This window comes from Comamonas suwonensis (genome assembly GCF_012844455.2).
Classification (GTDB): domain Bacteria; phylum Pseudomonadota; class Gammaproteobacteria; order Burkholderiales; family Burkholderiaceae_C; genus Comamonas; species Comamonas suwonensis.
Genome location: NZ_JABBCQ020000017.1, coordinates 91,878 through 118,315, shown reverse-complemented (window position 1 = coordinate 118,315; position 26,438 = coordinate 91,878). Strand labels below are relative to the sequence as shown.

At 59.6% G+C, this 26,438-nt stretch carries 22 protein-coding genes; 14 read left to right on the top strand and 8 right to left on the bottom strand.

What is annotated here, in order from left to right; all coding sequences use genetic code 11:
• Nucleotides 1–384 precede the first annotated feature (384 nt).
• From HF327_RS17805 to HF327_RS17790, 4 genes are read right to left on the bottom strand one after another with little or no spacing between them, the layout of a single operon-like run.
• Nucleotides 385–1,671 carry a M20 family metallopeptidase gene (locus HF327_RS17805; protein ID WP_198461668.1) on the bottom strand — a complete coding sequence of 429 codons (1,287 nt, stop codon included), beginning with the start codon at nucleotides 1,669–1,671 and terminating at the stop codon, nucleotides 385–387.
• Nucleotides 1,668–3,443 carry a 2-oxo-4-hydroxy-4-carboxy-5-ureidoimidazoline decarboxylase gene (uraD, locus tag HF327_RS17800; protein WP_198461667.1) on the bottom strand — a complete coding sequence of 592 codons (1,776 nt, stop codon included), beginning with the start codon at nucleotides 3,441–3,443 and terminating at the stop codon, nucleotides 1,668–1,670. Before uraD ends, HF327_RS17805 begins: the two co-directional genes overlap by 4 nt.
• Nucleotides 3,444–3,450: 7 nt before the next feature.
• Complete coding sequence (puuE, locus tag HF327_RS17795) at nucleotides 3,451–4,407, bottom strand: allantoinase PuuE (RefSeq protein WP_198461666.1); 957 nt, start codon at nucleotides 4,405–4,407, stop codon at nucleotides 3,451–3,453.
• Nucleotides 4,404–5,081, bottom strand: coding sequence for a GntR family transcriptional regulator (locus HF327_RS17790; protein WP_198461665.1), 678 nt, complete (start codon nucleotides 5,079–5,081; stop codon nucleotides 4,404–4,406). Before HF327_RS17790 ends, puuE begins: the two co-directional genes overlap by 4 nt.
• A 212-nt stretch (nucleotides 5,082–5,293) precedes the next feature.
• Here HF327_RS17790 and HF327_RS17785 point away from each other — a divergent pair, with 212 nt between their 5' ends.
• A complete protein-coding gene (locus tag HF327_RS17785; RefSeq protein WP_198461664.1) occupies nucleotides 5,294–6,646 on the top strand; it encodes a glycerate kinase type-2 family protein in 1,353 nt (450 codons plus the stop codon).
• 144 nt (nucleotides 6,647–6,790) lie between these two features.
• Here HF327_RS17785 and HF327_RS17780 read toward each other — a convergent pair whose 3' ends face one another.
• Nucleotides 6,791–7,708 (bottom strand): LysR family transcriptional regulator, encoded by a 918-nt coding sequence (locus tag HF327_RS17780; RefSeq protein ID WP_198461663.1) that lies wholly within the window; start codon nucleotides 7,706–7,708, stop codon nucleotides 6,791–6,793.
• Nucleotides 7,709–7,817: 109 nt separating this feature from the next.
• Here HF327_RS17780 and gcl point away from each other — a divergent pair, with 109 nt between their 5' ends.
• The 3 genes from gcl (at nucleotide 7,818) to glxR (ending at nucleotide 11,463) form a co-directional block, all read left to right on the top strand.
• Entirely contained in the window at nucleotides 7,818–9,608 is a 1,791-nt protein-coding gene (gene gcl, locus HF327_RS17775) for a glyoxylate carboligase (protein ID WP_198461662.1), read from the top strand.
• A gap of 68 nt (nucleotides 9,609–9,676) precedes the next feature.
• A complete protein-coding gene (hyi, locus tag HF327_RS17770; RefSeq protein ID WP_198461661.1) occupies nucleotides 9,677–10,480 on the top strand; it encodes a hydroxypyruvate isomerase in 804 nt (267 codons plus the stop codon).
• 71 nt (nucleotides 10,481–10,551) lie between these two features.
• Nucleotides 10,552–11,463, top strand: coding sequence for a 2-hydroxy-3-oxopropionate reductase (gene glxR / locus HF327_RS17765; protein ID WP_198461660.1), 912 nt, complete (start codon nucleotides 10,552–10,554; stop codon nucleotides 11,461–11,463).
• A 141-nt stretch (nucleotides 11,464–11,604) separates the two neighbouring features.
• Here the strand turns inward: glxR and ggt are convergent, their stop codons facing one another.
• The gene (ggt, locus tag HF327_RS17760) at nucleotides 11,605–13,425 is read right to left on the bottom strand and encodes a gamma-glutamyltransferase (protein WP_198461659.1); all 1,821 of its coding nucleotides are present in this window, start codon (nucleotides 13,423–13,425) and stop codon (nucleotides 11,605–11,607) included.
• Between the two features lie 215 nt (nucleotides 13,426–13,640).
• On the opposite strand from ggt, the gene uraH reads away from it, so the two are divergent.
• Nucleotides 13,641–13,991: a hydroxyisourate hydrolase gene (gene uraH / locus HF327_RS17755; protein WP_099736008.1), complete on the top strand. Its 351-nt coding sequence runs from the start codon at nucleotides 13,641–13,643 to the stop codon at nucleotides 13,989–13,991.
• A 132-nt stretch (nucleotides 13,992–14,123) separates the two neighbouring features.
• Here the strand turns inward: uraH and HF327_RS17750 are convergent, their stop codons facing one another.
• The gene (locus HF327_RS17750; RefSeq protein WP_198461658.1) at nucleotides 14,124–14,513 is read right to left on the bottom strand and encodes a DoxX family protein; all 390 of its coding nucleotides are present in this window, start codon (nucleotides 14,511–14,513) and stop codon (nucleotides 14,124–14,126) included.
• A gap of 336 nt (nucleotides 14,514–14,849) precedes the next feature.
• Here HF327_RS17750 and HF327_RS17745 point away from each other — a divergent pair, with 336 nt between their 5' ends.
• Nucleotides 14,850–15,434, top strand: a complete 585-nt coding sequence (locus HF327_RS17745) for a BPSL1445 family SYLF domain-containing lipoprotein (protein WP_198461657.1) — start codon at nucleotides 14,850–14,852, stop codon at nucleotides 15,432–15,434.
• Between the two features lie 77 nt (nucleotides 15,435–15,511).
• Here the strand turns inward: HF327_RS17745 and HF327_RS17740 are convergent, their stop codons facing one another.
• The gene (locus HF327_RS17740) at nucleotides 15,512–15,991 is read right to left on the bottom strand and encodes a hypothetical protein (protein ID WP_236024263.1); all 480 of its coding nucleotides are present in this window, start codon (nucleotides 15,989–15,991) and stop codon (nucleotides 15,512–15,514) included.
• A 199-nt stretch (nucleotides 15,992–16,190) separates the two neighbouring features.
• On the opposite strand from HF327_RS17740, the gene xdhC reads away from it, so the two are divergent.
• From xdhC to HF327_RS17700, 8 genes are all read left to right on the top strand, one after another.
• Complete coding sequence (gene xdhC / locus HF327_RS17735; RefSeq protein WP_198461656.1) at nucleotides 16,191–17,021, top strand: xanthine dehydrogenase accessory protein XdhC; 831 nt, start codon at nucleotides 16,191–16,193, stop codon at nucleotides 17,019–17,021.
• Between the two features lie 246 nt (nucleotides 17,022–17,267).
• Entirely contained in the window at nucleotides 17,268–18,551 is a 1,284-nt protein-coding gene (locus tag HF327_RS17730; protein WP_198461655.1) for a urate hydroxylase PuuD, read from the top strand.
• 164 nt (nucleotides 18,552–18,715) lie between these two features.
• Nucleotides 18,716–19,354: a Crp/Fnr family transcriptional regulator gene (locus tag HF327_RS17725; RefSeq protein ID WP_198461654.1), complete on the top strand. Its 639-nt coding sequence runs from the start codon at nucleotides 18,716–18,718 to the stop codon at nucleotides 19,352–19,354.
• Between the two features lie 249 nt (nucleotides 19,355–19,603).
• Complete coding sequence (locus HF327_RS17720) at nucleotides 19,604–21,679, top strand: diguanylate cyclase domain-containing protein (protein ID WP_198461677.1); 2,076 nt, start codon at nucleotides 19,604–19,606, stop codon at nucleotides 21,677–21,679.
• 142 nt (nucleotides 21,680–21,821) lie between these two features.
• Nucleotides 21,822–22,754, top strand: coding sequence for a LysR family transcriptional regulator (locus HF327_RS17715; protein WP_198461653.1), 933 nt, complete (start codon nucleotides 21,822–21,824; stop codon nucleotides 22,752–22,754).
• Nucleotides 22,755–22,830: 76 nt separating this feature from the next.
• Nucleotides 22,831–24,393: an ABC transporter ATP-binding protein gene (locus tag HF327_RS17710; protein WP_198461652.1), complete on the top strand. Its 1,563-nt coding sequence runs from the start codon at nucleotides 22,831–22,833 to the stop codon at nucleotides 24,391–24,393.
• Complete coding sequence (locus HF327_RS17705; RefSeq protein ID WP_198461651.1) at nucleotides 24,386–25,480, top strand: ABC transporter permease; 1,095 nt, start codon at nucleotides 24,386–24,388, stop codon at nucleotides 25,478–25,480. Before HF327_RS17710 ends, HF327_RS17705 begins: the two co-directional genes overlap by 8 nt.
• Before the next feature lie 3 nt (nucleotides 25,481–25,483).
• Nucleotides 25,484–26,404 carry an ABC transporter permease gene (locus HF327_RS17700; RefSeq protein ID WP_198461650.1) on the top strand — a complete coding sequence of 307 codons (921 nt, stop codon included), beginning with the start codon at nucleotides 25,484–25,486 and terminating at the stop codon, nucleotides 26,402–26,404.
• Nucleotides 26,405–26,438 lie beyond the last annotated feature (34 nt).

Genomic DNA, 26,438 nt, shown 5'->3' with positions numbered 1-26,438 from the left:
GGTAAAAGCGAATTCTGGCTGGCAGAGTTCTGAGATGGGGCGAGATGACGCTGTGATGGGCTTTGCGCATCTCAGGCGCTTGTGGCTGCCCATCTGGCGCGGATCTTGGTAGGCCGCAGGCCCCCTGTAAGTGGCGCAAGCTCAGGCTGGAAGGGCTGCCTGCGGCGGGCTCATGCCTTTCAGGTTCCAGCGTCGCAGAGCTTGTGCGATGCATCACGACCAGTCACTGTGCATCCTGTGCAATCAATGGGCCAAGCCTGGCCCTTGAGTGTGTGTGAGGGCGCTGCCATGCACCAGTCACAAAAAAGGAGCCTGGAAAAATCCAGGCTCCTTGAAAAACCTTTACCCAGGCAGGTACAGGCTAGGCGTTCAAGCGAAATGTAGTTATGCGGTCAGGTCCACCAGCGAGCGTGCAACCACCTTGGTGGCGCGGCGCAGGTCTTCCAGTACCAGACGCTCATCAGAGCGCTTGGCGTGCGATTCCAGCACGGTACGGGGGCCGGCACCGTAGATCACGCCGGGAATGCCGCGCTCGACGTACAGGCGCACGTCGGTGTACAGAGGCGTACCCACTGCAGGAGGCACTTCGCCGAAGATGGCTTCGCCATGTTTTTGAATGGCATCCACCAGGGGCTTGTTGCCGTCCAGGGGAGTCATGGCGTTGGCCAGCAGCAGGCGCTTGATGTCCACGCGCACTGCGTCTTCACCGGTGTAGCCGCCTTGGGTGTTGAAGTCGGCAATCGCCTGGGCGATCACAGCGCGGATGCTGGCTTCGACTTCCACGGGATTCTCTTCAGGAATCATGCGGCGGTCGATCTTGAGCATCACCTTGCCGGGCACGACGTTGGTGTTGGTGCCGCCGTCAATGCGGCCGATGTTCAGGTAGGGGTGCTTGATACCAGGCACCTGCGAAGTGACTTGCTTGTACTTGACGTTTTCGCCGTACAGAGCGTTCAGCAGCACGGCGGTGGCTTGCAGTGCGTCCACACCGGTGTGGGGCACGGCGGCGTGAGCCATCTTGCCCTGCACGGTGATTTCCATCTGCAGGCAGCCGTTGTGAGCGGTAACCACTTCGTAGCTGAAACCAGCCGCAATCATCAGGTCAGGCTTGGTCAGGCCTTTTTCCAGCAACCAGCCGGGGCCCATCAGGCCGCCAAACTCTTCGTCGTAGGTGTAGTGCAGTTCCACGGCGCCCTTGCTGGGCTTGGCCACGGCTTCCAGAGCACGCACAGCGAAGGTGAAGGAGGCGAAGTCGCTCTTGCTCACGGCAGCAGCGCGGCCGTACAGCTTGCCGTCTTCGATCTCGGCACCGTAGGGGTCCTTGGACCAGCCTTCACCCGGGGGCACCACGTCGCCGTGGGCGTTCAGGGCGATGGTCTTGCCACCGTCGCCCTGAACGCCGTACTGGCGGCGCACGATCAGGTTGGTGATCGACTCCATGCCGTAGGCCTTCACATCGGCTTCAGGCACGACATGCTTTTCGGCGTCAAAGCCAAAGTCCTTAATCAGATCGGCGGTGCGCTCGGCATGAGGTGCATTGTTGCCGGGAGGCGTATCGGTGGGCACTTGCACCATGGCTTGCAGGAACTTCACTTCTTCGTCGAAGTGCTCGTCGATCCATGCATCGATGGCGGCGTAGGTGGCTTGCTTGTCTTGATTCATATTGGTCATTGCTGTTCTTGAGCCAGTTGGTTGAGGAGGTGGGTGAAAGCGTCCACGGACAGTTGCATGTCGTCAGAGGTGGAGGCTTCCAGCGGGTTGTGGCTGATGCCTGCGTTCATGCCGCGCACAAACAACATGGCCTGGGGCATGATTTCGTGCAGCTTCATGGCGTCGTGACCGGCACCGCTGGGCATACGGAACAGGGGCACGCCCAGTGCATCCACAGCGTTTTCCCAGCGCTTTTGCCACTCGGGGGCGCTAGGCGCAGCCGATGCTTTCATGGACAGGTCGGTGCTGAAGCGCAGGCCACGGCGTTCGGCAATTGCAGCCATCTCGGTCATGATGTCGTTGATCATGGCGTCGCGCTGTTCGTTGGTGGGGGCGCGCAGGTCCAGCGAGAACTGGCAGCGGCCGGGCACCACGTTGACCGAACCCGAGGGCACGTTCAGCTGGCCGATCGTGGCCACGCTGTCGCCATCCTGGCCAGCCCGCTTTTCGATGTACAGCGACAGCTCGGCCACGCCAGCGGCGGCGTCGCGGCGGCGGTCCATGGGTGTGGTGCCTGCGTGGCTGGCCATACCCATGAATTCGCACGTATAACGGGCGCTGCCGTTGATGGAGGTGACGATGCCCAGAGGAATGTCCAGCTCGTTGAGCACGGGGCCCTGCTCGATGTGCACTTCCACAAAGCCCAGGTATTTGGCGGGATCGCGCTGCAGCTTGGGGATGTCGTCAATGCACAGACCGGCGTGGGTCATGGCTTCGCGCAGCGTGATGCCGTCGGCGTCTTTTTGCTCAAGCCATTCGTTCTTGAAGTCACCGACCAGAGCGCCAGAGCCCAGGAAAGTGGCCTTGTAGCGCTGGCCTTCTTCTTCCGAGAAGCCCACAACTTCAATGTTGAAAGGCAGGCGCTTGCCTTGCTTGGCCAGCTCTTGCACGCAGGCCATGGGCACGAAGATGCCCAGACGGCCGTCGTACTTGCCACCGTTGCGAACGGTGTCGTAGTGGCTGCCGGTCAGCAATGTCTTGGCACCTTCGGTGGCGGCCTTGTAGCGGCCAACGACGTTGCCTACGGCATCGATTTCGACTTCGTCGAAGCCGATTTCACGCATCCAGTGGCTGATGCGCTGGGCGCAGGCGCGGTGAGCGTCAGTCAGGTAGGTCACGGTGAGCTGACCCTTTTCGGCGTAGCCTGGGTCGCTGTTGGTGGACAGGCGCTCTTGCCAGTCCCAGACCTCATTGCCCAGAGTCGGTTCGTAGCCGAACTTGTCGTTCAGGCGAATCTCGGCAATGCGGTGAATATTGCGCAGCGCTTCAGCCTGCTCGTAGGCAGGATGGTTGAAGATGCGGCGCTCAAAGGTCGCGATGATCTCTGCCTTGTTCAGACCCAGACCACGCGCACCACGCACCGCCAGAATAAAGGGGAAGCCAAAGCGTGCTCCGTACTCGGCGTTGAGCTTGCGGATGTGTGCCAGCTCCTCGGGCGTGCAGTTCGTCAGACCGGCCTTCTTTTGCTCATTGGTCGATTCGGCCGTGAGCGTGTTGGTCTCCATCTGCTTGCCGGCGAGTTCCGGGTGAGCCAGGATCAGGTCAAGCTTGGCCTGATTGCTGGACTCAGCCAGCACCTGGGCCATGGCGTGCTTGATGTGAGCCATGGATTTGAAGGGGCGCTGAGCCAGCGCAGCCTCGGCAATCCAGGGGGAATGCTCATACAGACCATCGAGCAGTTCGATGGCGGTTGCCGCGTCGGCGGCATTCAGTTGTTCCAGGGTCAAAGCCATGATGCAATCAATCCTTGCAGGGGAAACGCTCGGCCCAGTGGCGAGCCAAATCAATACGGCGGCACACCCACACGTTGTCGTGCTTCTGGATGTGATCGAGGAAGCGCTGCAGCGCTGTAATACGGCCGGGACGGCCGAGCAGGCGGCAGTGCATGCCGATGCTCATCATCTTGGGGGCGTTGTCACCGTTGGCATCGCCTTCGGCATACAGGACATCGAACGTGTCCTTCAGGTACTGGAAGAAGGGATCTGCATACGCGTAACCCTGGGGCAGGGCAAAGCGCATGTCGTTGCAGTCCAGCGTGTAAGGCACGATCAGCTGGTTGTGGGTGCCACCATCGGTCTTGGCAACCTTCATCCAGAAGGGCAGGTCTTCGCCGTAGTAGTCGCTGTCGTAAGTGAAGCGACCGGTATCGGCCACGATGCGGTGGCTGTTGGGGCTGTCGCGGCCGGTGTACCAGCCCAGGCCGTGGTCGCCGTCGTGGCCGTACAGCTCTTCAAAAATTTCCACGCATTGCTGCAGGTGGGCACGCTCGATCTCTTCGGGCACGTTCTGGTAGTGAATCCACTTCAGGCCGTGACAGGCCACTTCGTGACCCAGTTCGTCAAAGGCCTGGGCCAGTTCGCGGTGCTTTTGCAGGGCCGTGGCCACGCCAAACACGGTCAGCGGCAGACCGCGCTTTTCGAACTCTTTCAGAATGCGCCACACGCCGACGCGTGAGCCGTATTCATAAATGCCGTCCATGCTCATGTGGCGATCGGGGTAGCTGGCGGGATTGAACATTTCCGACAGGAACTGCTCGCTGCCGGGATCGCCGTGCAGCACATGGTTCTCACCGCCTTCTTCGTAGTTCAGAACGAACTGCACAGCCACGCGGGCTTTGCCGGGCCATTGCGGATGCGGCGTGTTGCGACCATAACCAATCAGGTCGCGGGGGTAGGAGGCGGTGGAATCGTAAATCATAGGGATACAGATGAAAGTGCCATCGACAAGTCGTTCGTTGGCAGATCGCGGTCAAAGGTCAGGCCTGCTTCCACGTGGTCCAGGTGCTGTTGCATCAATAGCACCGCATGTTCGGCATCGCCTGCCGCCAGTGCGGTAACGATGTCGGAATGCTCTTCGTGCGAATGCTCGGCCGCCGAGGCAGACTGGTACATCAGCGTGATCAAGGCGCAGCGTGAAATCAGCTCCCCCAGCAGTTGTGCCAACACCTCGTTGCCCATCAGCTCTGCCATGCGCACATGAAAGTCACCCAGCAGCTCGGTGCGCTGGCCCACGTCATTGGTCTCCATGGCCTTTTTTTCAGCAGTCACATGCTGCTTGAGCGCGCGAATCTTGGCGGCAGTGCTTTGCGAAGCAAAGCTGCGTACCATCTCGGCCTCCAGCATGCGGCGCACGGCGAAGACCTGGCGTGCCTCATCCACGGAGGGCGTAGCGACAAAAGCGCCACGTGCAGGCTCCAGCTTGATGAGCCGGTTTTGTGAGAGCTGAAAAAGCGCCTGGCGAACCAGAGTGCGGGAAACACCGAAGTGATCGGCCAGTTTTTGCTCTGCCAGTTTGGTGCCGGGCATCAGGCGATGCTCGACGATCGCCTTGGTCAGGCTGTCAACAATGAAACTGGTGGTGGAAGTTTCCATAAATTCATCATAGCGGTTGAAGACTAATTTTGTATACAGTTTCTGTCCACCGGTTATGGTGTTTATCTTGATAACCGGTGAAGAAAAGCTGCGTGAAAGCGCGCAAACCCATGCGGCACAATGACTTGCGGCATTAATGCAGCAAAGATCAGTAGTGTTGTGACGCTGGAGGGTCTGTGAGGCAAAAAAGCCGGAATGCACAATGCGCAGCTATGCAAGCACAGAATACATCCTCGCGCGCGCAGGTTGCGGTCGCACCTTCGCCTCAGCAAGACCCAGCGGGTTTCCTGCGTCATCTGTATGAGGTGGCGGTGCGCAATGCCCTGCCCATCGAGGGGTTGGCACGCCATCTGCCCAAGCCGCCCAAGGGCCGTACTCTGGTGCTTGGCGCTGGCAAAGCTGGTGGCTCCATGGCTCAGGCGCTTGAAGCGCTGTGGCCGCAAGATGCGCCGCTGTCCGGTCTGGTCGTCACCCGCTATGCCCATATTCCGCCGCGGCCCGAAGGCCTGCCGGTGCGACTGGAGGTGGTGGAAGCCGCTCACCCCGTGCCCGATGCCGCCGGTCTGGCCGCTGCCGAGCGCATTCTGGCGCTGACGCAAGGACTGAGCGCCGATGATCTGGTGATCTGCCTGATCTCTGGCGGCGGCTCATCCCTGCTGACTCTGCCTGCCGAAGGCATCGATCTGGCCGAGAAGCAGCGCATCAACAAGGCTCTGCTGGAGAGCGGGGCGGCCATCGGCGAGATGAACTGCGTGCGCAAGCATCTCTCCCGTATCAAGGGTGGCCGTCTGGCTGCGGCCTGTTTCCCCGCCAAGGTGGTGACGCTGACCATCAGCGATGTGCCCGGCGACGATCCCTCGGTGATCGCCAGCGGCCCCACCGTGTCGGATGCCTCGACCTGCGCCGAAGCGCTGGCGATTCTGAATCGCTACCAGATCAGTATTCCTGATTCCGTGCGCGCTGCACTGGAGGCCGGCCAGCTGGAAACGCCCAAGCCCGGCGATGCGCGCTTTGAAGGCCACACCGTTCACCTGATTGCCACGCCCCAGCAATCGCTGGAAGCGGCGGCAGCTGCCGCGCGTGAAGCGGGCATGGCTGTGCATGTGCTGTCGGATGAGATGGAAGGCGAATCCCGCGAAGTGGGCAAGGTGCACGCCGCACTGGCGCGTGCCGTGGCCAAGCATGGCCAGCCTTTTGCCAAGCCTTGCGTGATCTTGTCAGGAGGCGAGACCACGGTGACCATTCGTCCCCGCCAGCCCGGCGCAGCCAAGGGCCGTGGCGGCCGCGCGGGTGAGTTCTGTCTGGGTCTGGCGCAGGCGTTGCAAGGTCAGGAAAAGGTCTGGGCGCTGGCGGCTGACACCGATGGAATTGACGGCATTGAGGATAATGCCGGTGCCCGCGTTTCTCCTTGCACCTTAAAGCGTGCAGCCGAGCAGAACCTACGCATCAGCGACCACCTGGATCGCAACGATGCCTACGGGTATTTCTCGGCCATTGGCGATCTGGTGATTACCGGCCCCACGCACACCAACGTCAATGACTTCCGCGCCATCCTGGTGCTTTGATCCGCATCTTTCATAGCGCCTTGCGATTGAATTTAAAAGACTTCAAGGTCTTATGAATCTGCAGCTTCCGCTGAATAAGCGGTAGCTGCTTTGCTATTGATAGCGTTCTGGCAAGATTGATTCGTTTGCAGAATCGCCCTCCCATCATCCTCCGCGCGGTAATTCCTCCCACCAGGCATCGTCAAACTTGCCTTGCAGGAAGGCGATGAACGACTGAACTTTCTGCGGAACCAGTCGCGGCGAGGGGTAGACGGCGTGAATCTCCTGCTCATGCAGACGGCAGGTTTTGAGCACTTCGACCACGCGGCCATCCTTGAGCGAATCCTGGGCTACATAGCGCGGCAGGGCTGCAATGCCCATGTGCGAGCGCGCAGCAGCCAACAGGGCCGAGAGATTGTTGGAACGCAGTCGCCCTGTGACCGGAATGGATACTGGCTCGCCGCTGGCATTGCGCAGCCGCCAGATGTCGTTGCCCTGCACGCTGCTGTAGATCAGTGTGGAATGCTCTTTGAGGTCTGAGGGGCGGCGCGGCGTGCCGTGTTTGCGCAGATAGGTGTTGGAAGCGACCAGCACCCAGGGATTGATCCCCAGCATGCGCGCACCCAGCGATGAGTCGGCCAGCTTGCCCAGGCGCAGCGCCACATCGATGCCGTTGGCCACCAGATCGGTGTAGCGGTCCTCAAAGCTCAAATCGACCTGCACCTGGGGGTTGTGCTTCATGAAGTCCATGGCCAGCGGAATGAGCACGCGCCGCCCGAAGGCGACCGAGCTGCCGATGCGCAGCTGGCCCTGCACCTGCGTCTGGCGCACCTTGACAACGTTCTCTGCCTCGGCCACATCGTTGACGATGATCTTGCACTTCTCGTAGTACAGCGCGCCGGCTTCCGTCATGCTCACGCCGCGTGTGTTGCGGTTGAGCAGGCGCACTTTCAGACGCGCTTCCATGGCCGCTATCTGCTTGGTGACCGTGGGCTGCGTGGTGGCAAATTCCTGCGCCACTTTGGTGAAGCTACCGGTCTCCACCACCCGCACAAACATGTGCATCGCGTCGAGTTTGTCCATCGTTTTGACTCCTATTTATTCTTCAGTGGAATAAATTTTATGGTCTGTAAGCGGCTTCCGGCAAGCAAAGGTCTTGACTAAAGTTCAACTCAGTTTTAAGGAGACCCTCATGGCCAAAATGAAAGCGATCGAAGCAGCAGTCCTGGTGCTCGAAAAAGAAGGTGTAACCGTGACGTTTGGTGTGCCAGGTGCGGCCATCAACCCGCTGTACGCTGCAATGAAGAACCACGGCGGCATCGGTCACATTCTGGCCCGTCACGTGGAAGGCGCCAGCCACATGGCTGAAGGCTACACCCGTGCCGTCGCCGGCAATATCGGCGTGTGTATCGGCACCAGCGGCCCTGCTGGCACCGACATGATCACCGGCCTGTACTCGGCCAGCGCTGACTCCATCCCAATCCTGTGCATTACCGGCCAAGCTCCCCGCTCGCGTCTGCACAAGGAAGACTTCCAGGCGGTGGACATTGCTTCCATCGCCAAGCCAGTGACCAAGTGGGCGACCACGGTTCTGGAACCTGCTCAAGTGCCCCGAGCATTCCAGCAAGCTTTCCACCTGATGCGCTCCGGCCGTCCAGGTCCTGTGCTGCTCGATCTGCCCATCGACGTGCAGCTGGCTGAAATCGAATTCGACATTGAAACCTACGAGCCTCTGGCTGCGTACAAGCCCACCGCTTCGCGCAAGCAGGCCGAGAAGGCCATCGAGATGCTCAACGAATCTGAGCGTCCTCTGCTGGTCTCTGGCGGCGGTGTGATCAACGCCGACGCTTCGGATCTGATGGTTGAGCTGGCCGAGATCCTGAATGTGCCCGTAATCCCCACCCTGATGGGCTGGGGCACCATCCCTGATGACCACCCGCTGATGGTCGGTATGTGCGGTCTGCAGACCAGCCACCGCTATGGCAACGCCAACATGCTGGCTTCGGACTTCGTGTTCGGTATCGGCAACCGCTGGGCCAACCGCCACACCGGTTCGGTCGAGGTCTACACCAAGGGTCGCAAGTTTGTGCACGTGGACATCGAGCCCACACAAATCGGCCGCGTGTTCGCCCCTGACTACGGCATCGTTTCTGACGCCAAGGCTGCTCTGGAACAATTCGTTGCCGTGGCCAAGGAGTGGAAGGCTGCTGGCAAGCTCAAGTGTCGCAAGGCATGGGTGGCTGAGTGCCAAGGCCGTAAGAACAGCGTCGAGTTCCTGCGCAAGACGAACTTCGACAACGTGCCGATGAAGCCACAGCGCGTCTATCAGTGCATGAACAACTCGCTGGACCGCGACACGACTTATGTGTCCACCATCGGTCTGTCGCAGATCGCCGGTGCTCAGTTCCTGCACGTGTACAAGCCACGCAACTGGATCAACTGCGGCCAAGCCGGCCCTCTGGGCTGGACCACTCCTGCGGCTCTGGGTGTGCGCGTTGCTGACCCCGCTCGCAAGATTGTGGCCCTGTCCGGCGACTACGACTTCCAGTTCATGATTGAAGAGCTGGCCGTGGGCGCGCAGTTCAAGCTGCCTTACGTCCACGTGCTGGTGAACAACAGCTACCTGGGCCTGATCCGTCAAGCGCAGCGCGCTTTCTCGATCGACTATTGCGTGCAATTGGCGTTCGACAATATCAACATGGATGAGGGTGATGCCACCCGCGGCTACGGTGTTGACCATGTTAAGGTCGTTGAAGGTCTGGGTTGCAAGGCCATCCGCGTTCACCGCGCCGAAGACTTTGCTCCCGCCATGAAGCAGGCTGAAGCCTGGATGGCCGAGCACAAGACACCTGTGGTGATCGAGTGCATCTTGGAGCGTGTGACCAACATCTCCATGGGCGCTGAAATCGACAACGTGGTCGAGTTCGAAGACCTGGCCACCGAAAAGGCCGATGCGCCTAGCGCACTGGCTCTGCTGGGTTAACAGCACCCAAGGACAGAGCGAAGGCTCTGTCCTTTTTCCCTTTTGACGAGATATCTGGAGACAAGACCATGCCCCGTTTTGCTGCCAACCTGAGCATGTTGTTCACCGAGGTGCCTTTCCTCGAGCGTTTTGAACGTGCCGCAAACGCAGGTTTTGAAGCCGTTGAATTCCTCTTCCCCTACGCTCACACCGTGGAAGAAATTCAGGAGCGCCTGACCGCCACGGGCCTGAAGATTGTTCTGCACAATCTGCCCGCTGGCGACTGGGATGCCGGCGAGCGCGGCATTGCCTGCGACCCCAACCGCGTTGACGAATTCCGCGCTGGCGTTGCCAAAGCTGTGACCTATGCCCATGCGCTGGGTGTGCCTCAGCTGAACTGCCTGGCTGGCAAGGTTCCTGCGGGTTCTGATCCTGTTGTGGTGCGCCGTACTTTTGTGGAAAACCTGCGCTTTGCGGCAGCCGCGCTGAGCGCCGCCAACATCCGCCTGCTGGTTGAGCCCATCAACCCCTTCGACATCCCCGGCTTCTACCTGAACCGCACGGATGAAGCGCTGTCCATCCTGGACGAAGTGGGTGCCGCTAACGCTTTCGTTCAGTACGACATCTACCACGCACAGCGCACCGAAGGCGAGCTGGCTGCGACCATGCAAAAGCAGCTGGGCCGTATCGGTCACATCCAGCTGGCTGACAACCCCGGTCGCAACGAGCCCGGCACTGGCGAGATCAACTACCCCTTCCTGTTCGCACACCTGGACCGCATCGGCTACGACGGCTGGATCGGTTGCGAATACAAGCCTGCAGGTAACACCGAATCGGGCCTGGGCTGGCTGGAAAAAATTGGCGGCTGGAAGAAAGCCGCAGTCGCTGCATAAGCCGTATAGCGCTTTCTGGAAAAGCGCTGTCAGCTATCGATTTTGATATCAAGAATAGTTAGGAGTACACCATGAACGCATCGTCCCTCAAGTTGGGCTTTATCGGTCTGGGCATCATGGGCGCGCCCATGTGCGGCCACCTGATCTCGGCTGGTCACCAGTTGTTTGTGAACACGCACGGCAAGGTGCCTGCCAGCATCGCTGAAACCAGCGCGACTCAGTGCACCACCGCTCGCGGTGTGGCCGAGCGTGCCGACATCATTTTCGTGATGGTGCCCGACACTCCCGACGTGGAAAAGGTGCTGTTTGGTGAAGACGGCGTGGCTGCTGGCTTGAAGGGCAGCACCGGCAAGATTGTGGTGGACATGTCCTCCATCTCGCCCGTGGCGACCAAGGAATTTGCCAAGCGCATCGAAGCCATCGGCGCTCAGTACCTGGACGCACCGGTGTCCGGCGGCGAAGTCGGTGCCAAGAACGGTACGCTGTCCATCATGATCGGTGGCCCAGACGCAGCCTTTGAGCGCGTCAAGCCCCTGTTTGAAAAGATGGGCAAGAACATCACTCTGGTCGGCGGCAACGGCGACGGTCAGACCGCCAAGGTGGCTAACCAGATCATCGTGGCGCTGAACATTGAAGCCGTGGCTGAAGCCCTGCTGTTCGCATCGCGCGCTGGTGCAGATCCTGCTCGCGTGCGTGAAGCTCTGCTGGGTGGTTTTGCTTCTTCGAAGATCTTGGAAGTGCACGCCGAACGCATGATCAAGCGCACCTTCGACCCAGGCTTCCGCATTGCCCTGCACCAGAAGGACCTGAACCTGGCCCTGTCCAGCGCGCGTCAGCTGGGCGTGTCGCTGCCCAACACGGCTCAGGCCCAGGAACTGTTCAACAGCTGCGTGGCCCACGGCGGCGCGGGCTGGGATCATTCCGGCATGGTGCGCGCCCTGGAAATCCAGGCCAATTTCGAAATCGGCCAGAAGGCTGAGTAAACGAGAGGTGGGGAGGGCGGCCACTGGCTACGCGTACGGTCAGCAGCCGCCTCAAAGTAAAAGCCGCGCTCGGGGGAGCGCGGCTTTTTTTATTCAGAATTCACTCCCTTTGCTCTGAGTGAAATGTCAGCGACTCAGGGATTAATAGCCCAGCGTTTTTCCATCATGGTTGCGCGGGTCTGATGCACCTTGCAGCACACCGTCGCGCACTTCAATGGTCTGTGTGCGACCCATGGCGGGCTTCACGGCAACCTTGTGCCCCCATTGCCTGAGCAGTGCCAGCGTATCGGCGCTAAAGCCTTTTTCAATGCGCAGTACATCCGGCGTCCACTGATGATGAAAGCGCGGCGTGGCCGTCGCCTCGGCCGGGTTCATGCCAAAGTCAATGTAGTTGACGACTTGCTGCAGCACTGTGGTGATGATGCGTGCGCCGCCAGGGCTGCCTGTCACCAGCACCGGCTTGCCGTCCTTGAGTACCAGCGTGGGCGTCATCGATGACAGCGGGCGTTTACCGGCTTGCACGGCATTCGCATCGCCGCCCACCAGCCCGTAAGCGTTGGCCACGCCGGGCTTGACCGAGAAGTCATCCATCTCGTTATTGAGCAACACGCCGGTGCCCTTGGCCACGATGCCGCTGCCAAAGTTGGTGTTGAGTGTGTAGGTCACAGCCACGGCGTTGCCCGCCTTGTCCACCACGGAGTAATGCGTGGTCTGGTCGCTTTCATACGGTTGTGGCTTTCCAGGTTTGATGTTTTGGCTGGGCCTGGCCTGCTGGGGTTTGATACTGCTCGCCAGTTCATCGGCATAGCGCTTGGAGGTCAGACCCTTGAGTGGGACTTTCACAAAATCCGGGTCGCCCAGATATTCAGCGCGGTCCGCGTAGGCCAGCTTCATGGCCTCGGCCATGTAGTGCACGCTCTGCGCGCTGTTGGCTCCCCATTGCTTGAAGGGCCAGTGCTCCATCATGTTCAAAATCTGCAGCAGGTGCGCGCCACCAGAAGACGGCGGGGGCATGGTCACGATCTGATAACCGCGATAGTTGCCGCGCGCCGGTTTGCGCTCCACCGGCTTGTAGTCACGCAGATCCTGAAGCGTGATGGCGTTGGCATGTGGCGCCATTTCAGCCGCAATTTTCTGGGCAATGCTGCCTTGGTAAAAAGCCTTGGCACCTTGCTGGCTGATGAGGCGCATGGACTGCGCCAGGTCTTTTTGCACCAGCCGTTCACCCGTCTGCAGTGGCGCGCCGTTCTTCCAGAAAATGGCCTGCGTGGCGGGCCACTGGCCCATGTTCTTCTTTTCCTGGTCCAGCGTCTTGGCCAGCGTCACGCTCACGGGATAGCCTTTTTCGGCCAGCGCGATGGCCGGTGCCATCACCTTGGCCAGCGGCATGCTGCCCCAGCGCGAGAGTGCATGCGTCATACCTGCCACCGTCCCCGGCACACCCACAGCGTAGTGGGTGAAGAGCGACTTGCCGTTGATGACACTGCCCTTGTCATCCAGGTACATATTGCGCGATGCGCCCTTGGGGGCTGTCTCGCGGAAATCCAGCGCAATGTCTTTGCCGCTCTTGGCGTCATGCACCATCATGAAGCCGCCGCCGCCGATATTGCCCGCATTGGGCAAGGCCACGGCCAACGCAAAGCCCACGGCGACAGCGGCATCGACGGCGTTGCCGCCAGCTTTCAGAATATCCAGGCCAATCTGGGTGGCCAACTCCTGCTCAGACGCGACCATGCCGTTTTTGGCGATCACGGGGTGAAAGACGTCCAGATCAAAGTCATAAGCCGCCGCCGCGGCCTGTGCAGCGGCGGTTTGCGTGATGATGGGCGCTGTTTCATGGGTGGCAGATGTGCCGAGCGCGGGCAGAGGCATCGCGTCGTTGCTTGCTGTGCTGCTGCAGGCATTCAAACCCGCTAAAGCGATGAACATACTGGCCGCCAAAGCGATTGTGCGCAATTGCATGCGTTGTCTCCTGAAGTGTTGCAGCCAGTGTAAAGAACGACCTTCTTTGGGTTGGCTATGTGCCTGAAAGTCAAGGCTGAAAAGCCTTTGATAGGGTACAGAAACTGTATACACTTTAAAGATCAAAGCGTTGCGCACCTGCGTGTGCGTGCTTTGAATACACAGATGTTTGACACAACCAAGGGCAGTTGCAAACTGCCTGTGAGGAGATTTCCATGGGCCTGAGCACCCACGTTCTCGACACCATGAATGGCTGCCCTGCTGCAGGCATGGCCGTTGAACTGTTTTCTACCGATGGCAACACCGCCACTCTGGTCAAGAGCCTGGTTCTGAACCATGACGGCCGCACGGATGCGCCTCTGTTCGACAACAACACCATCAAGGTTGGCACTTACCGCCTGACCTTTGACGTGGCTGCCTACTTCAAGGCCCGCGGCGTGGAACTGCCTGAGCCTAACTTCCTGGGCAAGGTCAGCCTGGATTTCGGCGTGGCCAACCCCGCTCAGCATTACCACGTGCCTTTGCTGGTCAGCCCCTGGAGCTACTCCACCTACCGCGGCTCCTGATCAGGAACGTAGTCTCTTATTGAGAGACATGGCAAAAACAAGAGCGGCTTGCGCAGGTCATACATGGGTTTCAGAATAAAAATAATCTGAAAATCATCAATGACAGGCGCAAGCCGCTCTTGTTTTGGGAGCTCATTTCCCTTTGGAATAAGTCATCGCGACAACCAGTGCACTGACAAAATAAAAAGCCTGCAACTCCAGAGCCCAGCCGCCAGAGTTGTTCAGCATCAGAATCTGGTGGGTGTGCACCAGTACAAATGCCACCACCATATTGGCTGCAATCACCAGTGCGGCGGGTACGACCCACAGGCCCACCAGCAGCAGCAGGGGAGCCACGACCTCGCCCAGATAAACGCCATAGGCCAGAAACCCGGGGGCGCCAAGGGCGGCGATTTTGGCCTCGATGCTGCCAATTCCGTAGCGAATCTTGGCCCAGCCATGCAGCAGCATGAGCAAGGCCAGTGAAACACGCAGCAGCACCAAGGCTGCCTTGGGATGGTGAAAGTAATTCCAGAACTTCATGAGCTTCCTGTCATCAGCGCTGTGGGCACATCAACAATGCTAGCGCTAATTTCAGCAGGAACAGGTCATTGCCCAAACTTTGAGCAGGAGTAACGATGATGCAAAGAGCCGACGTTTTGTGAGGATTCTTTAACAAAAGGGCTTGCCTTATGTAGGTCAATCGCGCAATCTGTAACTGTGGGGTTTATTGAGCGACGCCTCGCACTAGCATGAAGCTAACCCTGCTTCTGGCTGCTCTTGTGTCAGGGGGATGTGCAAGAGCGTCTGAATGCTGGACTGCAGGATCTTCTATCTCGGAAATGTCTGAACACATTCATCCCATGAAAGGATATTGGTATGCGTCAAATTTCTCTGCGTTCTGTTGCAGTGGCTGTTGCCGTGACTGCAGGTGCAATGGCCATGACGGCCTGTACGACGACCAAGCCTGAGACATCATCAGCTCCGCGCGCTGATGCGACCACGATCAACACACGGGCCAATGCGGCGCTGGAGCGTCTGTATCAGACAGCCCCCGGCTCCAAGGAAATGGTGCAGCGAGCCAAGGGTGTGCTGATCTTCCCGTCGGTGATTGGTGGTAGCTTTGTCGTGGGTGTGGAGCATGGCCGTGGCGTGCTGCGCGTGGCCGGCAATAACCGCGGCTACTACAGCACAACGGGCGCATCCATTGGCTGGCAGGCTGGCGGCCAGTCCAAGGCTGTGATCTATGTGTTCAATACCCAGGAAGCGCTGGACAAGTTTCTCAAGAGCGATGGCTGGTCTGTGGGCGCGGATGCCACAGTGGCCGCTGGCAAGATCGGTGCCAATGGCAGTGTGGATACCACGACGGCCGGTGCACCCGTGACCAGCTATGTGCTGACCAATGCGGGTCTGGAAGCGGGCGTTTCGCTGCAAGGCACAAAGATCACCAAGGTTGTCGAATAAGCCTTGTTTGATTCTTGAAAATAAAAAACCGGCTTTGGCCGGTTTTTTATTGCCTGATGCGGCTGTCATGCACGGTCTTACTGACCCAGCTGACCCTCGGTCAATGTATCGAGCTGAAAGCGGCCAGACTTGTCCCATAGCCAAGTGTCGGTGTACGTCACGGATTTTCCGGCGGAGGGGAAGGGGGCGGCGGCACGTACAGAGCGTTCAATCTCTGCCACCACTTCGGGGGCGTGGCTGGGTTTGCGCATCCAGTTCAGACTCCTCACGCGGCCCTGTCCGTCCAGCTGAACTTGCAGCACGCCAATCGCATACAGCATGGGTGGCAGCATGCCTTTGTAGATGCGGTTTGCATTTTTCTCATACAGGTGCTGCGCTGCTTGCTTGCGGTAAATGGGGCTGGCCTTGTCAGCGGGCGTGATGCCTATGGATGGGCTCTGTGGCGCGAACTGGCAGGCAACGAGCAAGGCAGTTACGCCGGCAACGAGTCCTGTCATCAGCCAGGCCAGTGGCCTGCGGCTTTGTGTTGCGCGGGTGGATTCTTGGGTATCAGACATATTGCCAAGCGTAGCCGTAAATAAGAAGGGGTCAACGCTATCGCGTTGATATCTGGCGGTGAGGAGTGCAAAAACTGCAACGACTCGTCAATGCGCCGTGCAATAAGCATCTGATTAAGGCATTCATATAAAGGCACAACTATTGCTGTCTGCAAAATGCAGGAACATAGTGAATTCTGAAAGATAGAAATCAGCCGCCATGTGGAGTGAAACGCAGCAGCAAATTTTGACCCGCTTGAGCCGTCAGCCCTTGTGCTGGGTGCAGGTGCAGGCCACTCGCGGCTCTGTGCCGCGAGAAGAGGGGGCCTGGATGGCCGTTTTTGCCAACGAGGTCATGGGTACGATTGGCGGCGGTCACCTGGAGTGGCAGGCTATTGCGCAGGCTCGCCAGTTGCTAGCGCGGTGGACGGATCAGTCCTCAGTGCCGCATGACCATGTGCAGCGCTATGCACTGGGCCCCAGTCTGGGCCAATGCTGTGGCGGTGCGCTGGAGTTGCGCTATATCTGGTTTGAGGCGGCTGATGCATCGCGCTTGCGCGCCTTGATGCCCGAGCCGTCGCAATGCGTGGCCTTGTTTGGAGCCGGCCATGTGGGTCATGCGCTGGTTCGGCTCCTGCGCAGCCTGCCGTACCGGGTGGTCTGGGTGGATAGCCGTGATGCGGTCTTCCCAGAGCAAGAACAGATGGGTGTGCAATGCGAGCATTCCGACCCAGTACAGGCCGCAGTGGCGCAGTTGCCTGCTCAGGCTCAGGTGCTGATCATGAGCTTTAGCCACGCGGAAGACCTGGAAGTCGTTGCGCAATGCCTGTTGCGCCAGCGCGAGCGGGGCGACTTGCCTTTTGTGGGTCTGATTGGCAGCAAGACCAAATGGGCCAGTTTCAGCAGCCGATTGCGCAGTCGTGGTTTCAGCGATGCAGAGTTGGCGCACATCACCTGCCCGATTGGCGTGCCGGGCATTGCGGGTAAAGAGCCAGAAGTCATTGCGGTAGCTGTTGCTGCCCAGCTGTTACAGCGAAGGATTGTCGCTTAGCGCTGCATTGCACCAAAAAACAACCGCTCAATCTGAAAGTAGCTGGCATCTACGGGAAATCACTAGGATGGTTTGCCCTGAATTTCAATCTTGCGGAGGCAGAAAGTGCATACACTTTCTGTCTACAGACTGGTCGCAGCGGTGCCTCGAAGCTTTTGCCTAGGGAGCGCGGCCTTTTCTTCTGCTCAGAGCGCCCGCAGTGGTGAGCAGCTTGCACGGCAGCCCCACGCTGCCAAGGTTAGAGCTATGGAAAGCTACATTCTCGACTGGGCCGGCCTGCTTTTGCGGTGGCTGCACGTCATTACCGCCATTGCATGGGTCGGTTCTTCATTCTATTTCGTGTTCCTCGATAGCAGCTTGACGCCGCCCGTGGACGACGATCTGAAGAAGCAAGGCGTCAGCGGCGAGTTGTGGGCGGTGCACGGCGGTGGTTTCTACCATCCCGTCAAGTTCAACGTCTCCCCTCCCAAGATGCCGGATCACCTGCACTGGTTCTACTGGGAAAGCTACACCACGTGGCTGTCTGGTTTTGCCCTGCTGACGGTCTCCTACCTGTGGAACGCCAACATCTACCTGGTCACCCCCGGTGATCCCAATGCGATGAGCTCGGCTGCTGCTATCGGTTCGGCTCTGGCCTTCCTGGTGGTGTTCTGGCTGCTGTATGACTTCATCTGCCGCACGTTCGGTCAGAAGAAGAACGGCGATGCCACAGTCGGTGCCCTGGTTCTGGTGCTGGTGTGTATCGCAGCCTACCTGGCTTGCCACATCTTCCCTGGTCAGGCTGCGTTCCTGCTGGTGGGCGCGATGATCGCGACTTCCATGAGCGCCAACGTGTTCTTCTGGATCATCCCTGGCCAGCGCAAGGTGGTGGCGGCTCTGAAGGCAGGCGATCCTGTGGACCCACGCCACGGCCAGCGCGCCAAGCAGCGTAGTGTGCACAACACCTACTTCACCCTGCCTGTGCTGTTCGCCATGCTGTCGAACCACTATGGCTGGTTGTACAGCCACAAGATGAACTGGGTGGTGCTGATTGGCATGATGTTCGCCGGTGCAGCCATCCGTCAGTTCTTCGTGATGCGCCACGGCTACAAGCTGGGTCGTAACAGCCACCCATGGCCTTATGCCGCATGTGGCGTTGCCGCTCTGCTGGCTGTGTTCGTCTGGCTCAAGCCCGCTCCTGCACCTGCTGCTGCAGCACCCGCTACTCCTGTTGCTGTAACGACTGCCCCCGCAGCCGCTGCTCCTGCTGCAACCCAGTCTGCTGAGTCTGCTACACCCGCAGCAGGTGGTGAAGGTTTTGCCAAGGTCAACGCAATCTTTCAACAGCATTGCGTACTGTGCCACGGTGCTGCCATCCAGCAAAAGGCTGTCCGTCTGGATTCGCCCGAAGCTGTGAAGTCGCACGCTCAACAGATCTACCAGCAGGTGGTTCAGTTGAAGAAGATGCCTTTTGGCAACCCTGGCGCACTGTCTGATGACGAGCGCAACCTGGTCAAGACCTGGTATGAGTCCGGCGCTGCTGTGAACTGATAGCAAGCTTGTAAAGAGTAAAAAGGCCGTAGTTTCGACTGCGGCCTTTTTGTTTGTGCCTTTGTATTTTTTACGATGCAGTGACGCAGAGATTGCGAAGACCTTCCAGCCTTTTGACTTGGCTCAATGCAGGGCAGGGCGAAGCCCGGCACAGTGAGGTCCATATGTTTACCATGCCCTCCCTGTCGCAAGCTGCCTCCAAGTTTGGGCAGCCTGAGAGCTTTGCTCCAGGCTCATGGCTCAGGCAACGTCGCCAACCCATAGACTCGGTGCTGTATCTAGAGAGCGGCAGCGTCATGCTGGGCGTGAGCCAGGACTCCTCCATGCGCCATCAGCTCGGCCAGGTGGACGGCCCTGCATGGCTGGATGCGGCCTTTGCGCTGCAAGATCGTCCTTCTTGCCTTGATATGCAGGCCCAGACGGCCGGGCGCCTCTACACCATTCCCTTGGCCCGCTTTCAGGCTGCGGTGGCCGAGCTGCCAGTTGCGGTGCGGCAACTGGTGAAAGACTTGGCCAAGGCCTATTGCTCGCAGACTGAGCTGGCCGTCAGCCGTCTGGCGCAAGATGCTGAAGCGCGCTGCGCCCAGTGGCTGCTGCACCATGCAACCCCCGCAACAGATGGCGTGGGTCTTCGCGTCACGCTGAGCGCCCGCAAGCGCCTGATAGCGGCTCAGCTGGGGATAGCGCCGGAAACTTTCTCGCGTGTGCTCAGGCAGTTGCGCGAGCATGGCCTGATTGCTGGGCGGGGTAATGTCATTGAATTGCCCAAGCCGGGCGCTCTGGAAGTGCTGGCGCTGGGGTAAGTCCCGGGGATGCTCTGTAGGCCATGTAGCGCTTGGCTTTGCGCTCCATGAGCGGCGGCTGAAGCAGTGTTTACTAACAGTCTCCGGGGTTTCCTCTCGTGAGGCAGTGTGCGTGGGCTCTCTATATTGAAGCCTATGTCAGACACTGTTCCACTCTTGCAAGCAGAACCGCCATGGGTTGCTTCGCCGCAGCCTGTGGATACCGCCTTGGGCGCGCATGTCGGCATGCTTCGTAAAAGCCCTGGCCCCATGCTGCGCAGCATGGTACTGATCGCCATGGTTGCGGTGCTACTGGTGGGGGCCGGCGCTGCGGGCTGGATGGCTTATTCCATGCGCAAGGTTGTCATGGAAGGGGCTCTGCCTGCGCAGACCAAGGCCCTGGAGTACGCAGCCCGGTCACTGACCTTTAGGGTAGAGCAGCAGCAAAAGCCATTGCATAACTTGGCCATGGTGCTGTCAGAGCACATGCAGGACTCTCCAGAGTCGATGGAAGCCACGCTCAGGCAGCCTGCTTCCTTGGCCCAGCAGTTTGAGCAAGTGCAACTGGCCAATGACAAGGGACAGTTGCTGGCCAATCTGCATAAAGAGCAGGCCAAGCCATTGCACCAGCTGGATGAGCCGCTGCGCGAAGTCCTTAAAAAGGCGTTGGCTGAAGGCAAACCGATGACTCAGGCGTGGGTGCGTTCCAGTGATGCGGGTTTGCAGCTGAAATTTCATAGCGTGGTGCCCGTGCGTGATGCCCAGGGCAAACTGAAAGGCGTGCTGGGCGGCACTTACAAAGTACCTCTGACGGTGCTGTTCTCTCTGGAAGTGGCCTCTGCCAATGCAGGCAGCCAGTTGTTGCTGGTTGACCGTGACCTGCATCCTCTGGCGTTCAGCAGCAAAGGAGAATGGCAATTGTCTGCTGCTCCTGGTGGTGCAGCTTTGCCCAAGGAGCTGGACCCTGTCTGGCTCAAGACAGCACAGGCGGGGGCTGTCAGTGAACAGCGCAGTAACAAACTCTTGAGCGCCATGCCCTTGCCCTGGGCGCAATGGACGTTGCTCAAGATGAGCGATGTTCAGGAGTGGGTTCCCGGTATTTCATCAAAAATGATGGGCTGGCTGGCCGCAGCGTTGCTGGCTGTGGCGCTGGTATTGGGCGTTGTGCTCTGCCTGATTGCCTATCCGCTCACTGCTCTGTTCCGCACGGCAGAGTGGGCTGAACGCCGTGGCCTGATGCTGGAGGTGGATTCTTCAGTTCGTGGTGCCAACTGGTGGCAAGCCCTGTCGGATCATGACTGGGGTGAGGCGCAGACCCTGCGTACGGCATTGCAGGCTCTGGGCGGGGGCTATGAAGTGCATGGCGAGCGAGAGCGTCAGCTGGAGCTGCAGCTGCAAACGCTGATGGACTATGCCCCGGTGGGCCTGATCGTGACGCATGGCTCCAAGGTGCAGCGCGTGGGCATGCAGGCCGCCAGAGTTCTGGGTTACCAACCCAGAGAAATGCCGGGACTACCGGTGCGCGCCCTGTGCGCTACAGATGCGGACTACGAGGACTTGATGGAGCGAGTTCGCCGCGCGCTTGATACCTACGGTCAATTTGATAGCGAGGTCTGCTTTGTCCGCAAAGACTCCAGGCCGATATGGGTGCGCATTCACGGGCAAAGCATGCAGCGCATGAGCCGGGTATGGGAGCTGACAGGCAAGGAGCTGGATGAGCATTACCTGGTCTGGGAGCTTGAAGATGTGACCACGCAGCGCCAGTTGCGTGAGCAGTCCAGCTGGAAGGCGATGCATGACCCCCTGACGCGCCTACCCAACCGCACGGCCTTTGCCTTGCGTCTTAAAGAGTGGCTGCGTGAATATGCCTCGCCCGACTATCTGGAGAGCCTGAGCGCTGCGGGCACTGTCAGCCGTACGACGGCGGAGCCTGCAGTGCACGGCATCGTGCTGTATGTGGATCTGGATCACTTTTCTCAGGTCAACCGCCAGGGTGGGCGTGAGGTGGGGGATGAGGTGCTGGGCCATATTGCCCGGCTCATTGAATCCACCGTGCGCCCGCATGGCTGGGTGGCCCGTGTGGGCGGCGATGAATTTGCCATTCTCATGGCCGGTGTCAGCCGCGAGGAGGGCATGCGTCACGCGCAGCTGCTGTGCATGGCCATTCAGGACTGGGATGGTTCCTACCAGGGCCAGCGTTATATGTTGAGTGCAAGCATTGGCATGCTGCTGCTGGATGCCAGCTATCACACCGCCGCTACGGCCTTCAAGGGAGCGGACATGGCCTGCTATGCCGCCAAGCGAAAGGGGCGTAATCGTGTGGAAGTGATGGCTGCATCGGTGTGAGCGCGCGTTTCATGCATCTGGCACACGGCTGTTGAGTCCATCATTTGACGGATTGACTGTGCTGACTGAGTTACGCTCCGCTACTGCTTTTCTGACAAAACAAAATAGGCCCAGCCAGCCAATGGTCGGGTAGCCAAGACCCATGCGTGACCAGACCTTGTTTGACAAGATAGACCTGCACCTGATCCGGGTGCTGCACACGGTGCTGACCGAGCGCAGTGTCTCTCGTGCGGCTTTGCGTCTGGGCATGCATCAGCCAGCGGTATCGGCGTCACTGCGCCGCTTGCGTGAGCTGGCGGGTGACCCTTTACTGGTGCGCTCGGGCGCGCAGATGCAGCCTACCGATGTGGGCCTGGGCATGGTGCAGCCTTCGGCTGACATTCTTCGAGCCGCCGAAGGCCTGTTCAGCGACGCGCGCCAGTTTGACCCGCGGACTTCTACTCGGACCTTCCGGATTGCCGCCAGCGATTATCTGGACCCGCAGTTTCTGCCCCGGCTGATGTCAACCATCAAGTCCCAGGCGCCCCATTGCCCGGTGGATTTTCTGCCGCTGAGTGCCGAGGCCCATTACGAAGGACAGCTGGCCGATGGTGAAATTGATGTGGTTATTGGCAACTGGCCCCAGCCACCCGAAGGGCTGCACATGGCCAAGCTGTTTGAGGATGAGGTGGTCTGCCTTGTCAGTCCCAAGCACCCGGCCGTGCGTCGAGGCTGGGATGTGGCGCAATGGCTGCAGGCCGAGCATATTGCGCCGACCCCGGCTTATCCCGGTGCTCAGGGTGTGATTGACGAGCAGTTGGCAGGCATGGGGCTGAGCCGCCAGGTGGCTGCGCGTTGCGCGCATTTCAGCCTGATACCTGACATGGTGGCATCAAGCTTGCTTGTGATGACATCGGGCCGACTGTTCTGTGAACGCTTCAGCGAACGCCTGCCTTTAGCCATCTTGCCGTGCCCCGTGGAGTTTCCGCCATTGGTCTATTACCAGCTCTGGCATGCCCGTTCGCATGCTGGCGCAGCCACGCGCTGGTTGCGAGAGGTGGTGAGAAATGTGGCACTAACGCTGCGAAATCAATAGCTTGTATCCCGTTCCTGTTCAGCGCAGAGAGCCTGTTTGAGTCAATTTGTTATTTGAATTGAGAGACAATCCAGCGATGAATCCCCCCCCAACACAATCCCCGTCTGCGAATGCCCCTGCGCGCCTGCAGTTGGAGGGTATTACCAAGCGATACCCGGCTGTTGTTGCAAACAGCAAGGTATCGCTGAAAGTCAAGCCCGGCGAGATCCACGCCATCCTGGGCGAGAACGGCGCTGGCAAGTCCACGCTGATGAAGATCATCTATGGTGCCGTCAAACCTGACGAAGGCACCATTTTGGTGGACGGCAAGCCAGTACAGATCCGTAACCCGCAAGAAGCCCGTGCGCTGGGCATTGCCATGGTGTTCCAGCACTTCAGCCTGTTTGACACGCTGACCGTGGCCGAGAACGTCTGGCTGGGTCTGGACAAGAGCATTCCTCTGGCCCAAGTCATAGAGCGCGTTGAAGCCACGGCGCGTGACTACGGCTTGGATGTCGATGCGCATCGCCCTGTGCACACCCTGTCTGTGGGTGAGATGCAGCGCGTGGAAATCATCCGTGCTTTGCTGACCAACCCACGTGTGCTGATTCTGGATGAGCCAACCTCGGTGCTCACGCCTCAGGCCGTCGAGAAGCTGTTCGTCGTGCTGCGCCGGCTGGCCGCCGAAGGCTGCTCCATTCTCTACATCAGTCACAAGCTGCATGAAATTCGCTCGCTGTGCACGGCCTGTACCGTACTGCGCGGTGGCGTGGTGACGGGAGAATGCAACCCGGCCCTTGAAACCAATGCCTCGCTGTCGCGCATGATGATTGGCTCGGAGCCGCCAGAGTTGGAGCACCGCAGCCCCAACACCGGCGATACCGTGTTGCTCGTCCAGGGCTTGTCCATCAAGACGCAGGAAGCGTTTGGTGTGGATCTGCAGGGCATTGCGCTGCAGGTCAAGGCCGGTGAAGTGGTTGGCATTGCCGGTGTGTCTGGCAACGGTCAGAAAGAGTTGATGTACGCGCTGTCGGGTGAAGACACGCGTGCCGAGCCTGAAATGGTGCAGCTGCTGGGCAAAGGCGTGGGGCGCATGGGCCCCGGGCGTCGCCGTGGCATGGGGTTGCATTTTGTGCCTGAAGAGCGTCTGGGGCGCGGTGCCGTGCCCAGCATGGGGCTGGCGCACAACCTGCTGCTGACCCGCAAGGATGCACTGGGCAAGGGCAGCTGGATTCGCATGAGCCAGCTGCAGGTCCAGGCCAAAGACATCATTGCGCGCTTCAACGTCAAAGCCGGTGGCCCTGGCTCGCCAGCGCAGTCCCTGTCGGGCGGCAACCTGCAGAAATTCATTGTGGGTCGTGAAATTGACGCCAAGCCGCGTCTGCTCATCATCTCCCAGCCCACCTGGGGGGTGGATGTGGGAGCTGCTGCGCAGATCCGTGGTGCCATTCTGAAGCTGCGCGATGAAGGCTGCGCGGTGCTGGTGCTCAGTGAGGAGTTAGACGAGTTGTTTGAGATATGTGACCGCCTGCATGTGGTGGCCAAGGGGCGTCTGAGCCCTTCGGTGCAAAGAGCGGATGCCACGGTGCAGCAGATTGGTGAATGGATGAGTGGCCTGTGGGACAACACGGGTGCAGCGCAGGGAGCCGCCCATGCTTAAGCTGGAACAACGACCTCAGGCTTCCAGGTTCTGGACTTATGGCTCTCCCATTCTGGCGCTGCTGATTACGGTGCTGGTTGGTGTGTGCCTTTTTGCCCTACTGGGCAAAGATCCGGTGAAGGGCCTGCAAGCCTTTTTCTGGGAACCCATCAAGTCTGGCTACGCTTTAGGTGAGCTGGCCATGAAGGCCACGCCGCTGCTGTTGATTGCGCTGGGGCTGGCCGTGTGCTTTCGCTCCAATATCTGGAATATTGGTGCCGAAGGCCAGTTTGTCATAGGTGCCGTGGCCGCAGGTGGCATGGCGCTGCTTGCGGACAAGACCACCGGGCCGTGGATTGTTCCCGCTATTTTGATTGCCGGCATGCTGGGCGGCATGGTCTGGGCGGGCATTGTGGCGTTGCTGCGTGACCGCTTTAACGCCAACGAAATTCTGGTCAGCCTGATGCTGGTCTATGTGGCCGTGCTCGTGCTGGGCTATCTGGTCTATGGGCCCTGGAAGGACCCCATGGGTTACAACTTCCCGCAGACCAAGAGCTTTGAGCGTGTGACACAGATCCCGCGTCTGGTGCAAGGCATGCGCATGAACATCGGCGTCATCATTTCGCTGGTGGGTGCCGGTTTGCTGTGGGCATTTCTGTTTCGCACTCGCGCTGGCTTTGCGCTGCAGGTGGGCGGTCTGGCTCCCGCTGCAGCACGCTACGCTGGCTTTTCCTCGCGCAAGGCATTGTGGACGGCGCTGCTGATCTCTGGCGCCACCGCCGGTCTGGCGGGTGCGCTGGAAGTGGCTGGCCCGCTGGGTCAGCTCACGCCCTATGTTCCGGCTGGCTACGGCTTTGCCGCCATCATCGTTGCCTTTGTGGGTCGCCTGCACCCTGTGGGCATGATTTTCTCGGCCATTCTCATGAGCATGTTCTATATCGGTGGTGAGCTGGCGCAGTCGCGTCTGGGCCTGCCCAAGGCGCTGACAGGCGTGTTTCAAGGCCTGCTGCTGTTCACGCTGCTGGCCTGCGATACGCTGGTCGCTTACCGCATTCGCTGGGTGGCACAAAAAGCCAGCACCGCTATTTCTGCAGTGAAGGGAGCCTGACCCATGGAATCCTATGCACTGCTTCTGGGCTCCACGCTGAGCGCAGGCACCGTTCTGGCGCTGGCGGCTCTGGGTCTGCTCATCAACGAAAAAGCGGGCATCGTCAACCTGGGGGCTGAGGGCATGATGCTCTGCGCCGCCATTGCGGGCTTTGCCGCCACGGTTCACTCTGGCAGTACCTGGGTGGGCTTTGGCGCGGGGATGCTGGCTGGCGCGTTGCTGGCTGGCATCTTTGGTGTGCTGGTGATCTGGCTCAACACCAATCAGTACGCCACCGGTCTGGCGCTGTCGCTGTTTGGCGCAGGCTTCTCGGCCTTTGTGGGTCTGGGCTATGTGCAGGCCAGGCTGCCGGAGCTGCCCAAGTTTGCCATTCCCGGTCTGGCTGATCTGCCCGTGGTGGGCCCTGCGCTTTTCACCCTGCACCCGCTGGTGTATGGCTCGATTGCTCTGGCTGCTGTCATGGTCTGGTTTCTGTACCGCACGCGTGCTGGCCTGGTGCTGCGCGCCGTGGGTGAGTCGCCTTCGTCGGCCCATGCACTGGGCTACCCCGTGCGCCGCATTCGCCTGATGGCCGTGATGTTTGGCGGTGCCATGTGCGGTTTGGCTGGTGCCTATATTTCGGTGGTCTACACACCGCTGTGGGTGGAAAACATGGTGTCGGGCCGCGGCTGGATTGCGCTGGCGCTGACCACCTTTGCCACCTGGCGCCCGGCCCGTATTTTGCTGGGTGCTTATCTGTTTGGTGGCGTGACCATGCTGCAGTTCCACCTGCAGGCCACGGGCGTGCAGATTCCGAGCCAGATTCTGTCCATGCTGCCTTATCTGGCCACCATCGTGGTGCTGGTGCTGATCTCGCGCAACCCCGCCTGGATTCGCGCCAACATGCCTGCATCCCTGGGGAAACCCTTCTACCCTGGAGCTTGACGCCCAGATGTGGTGCAATCCGTTTTTTAAAAAT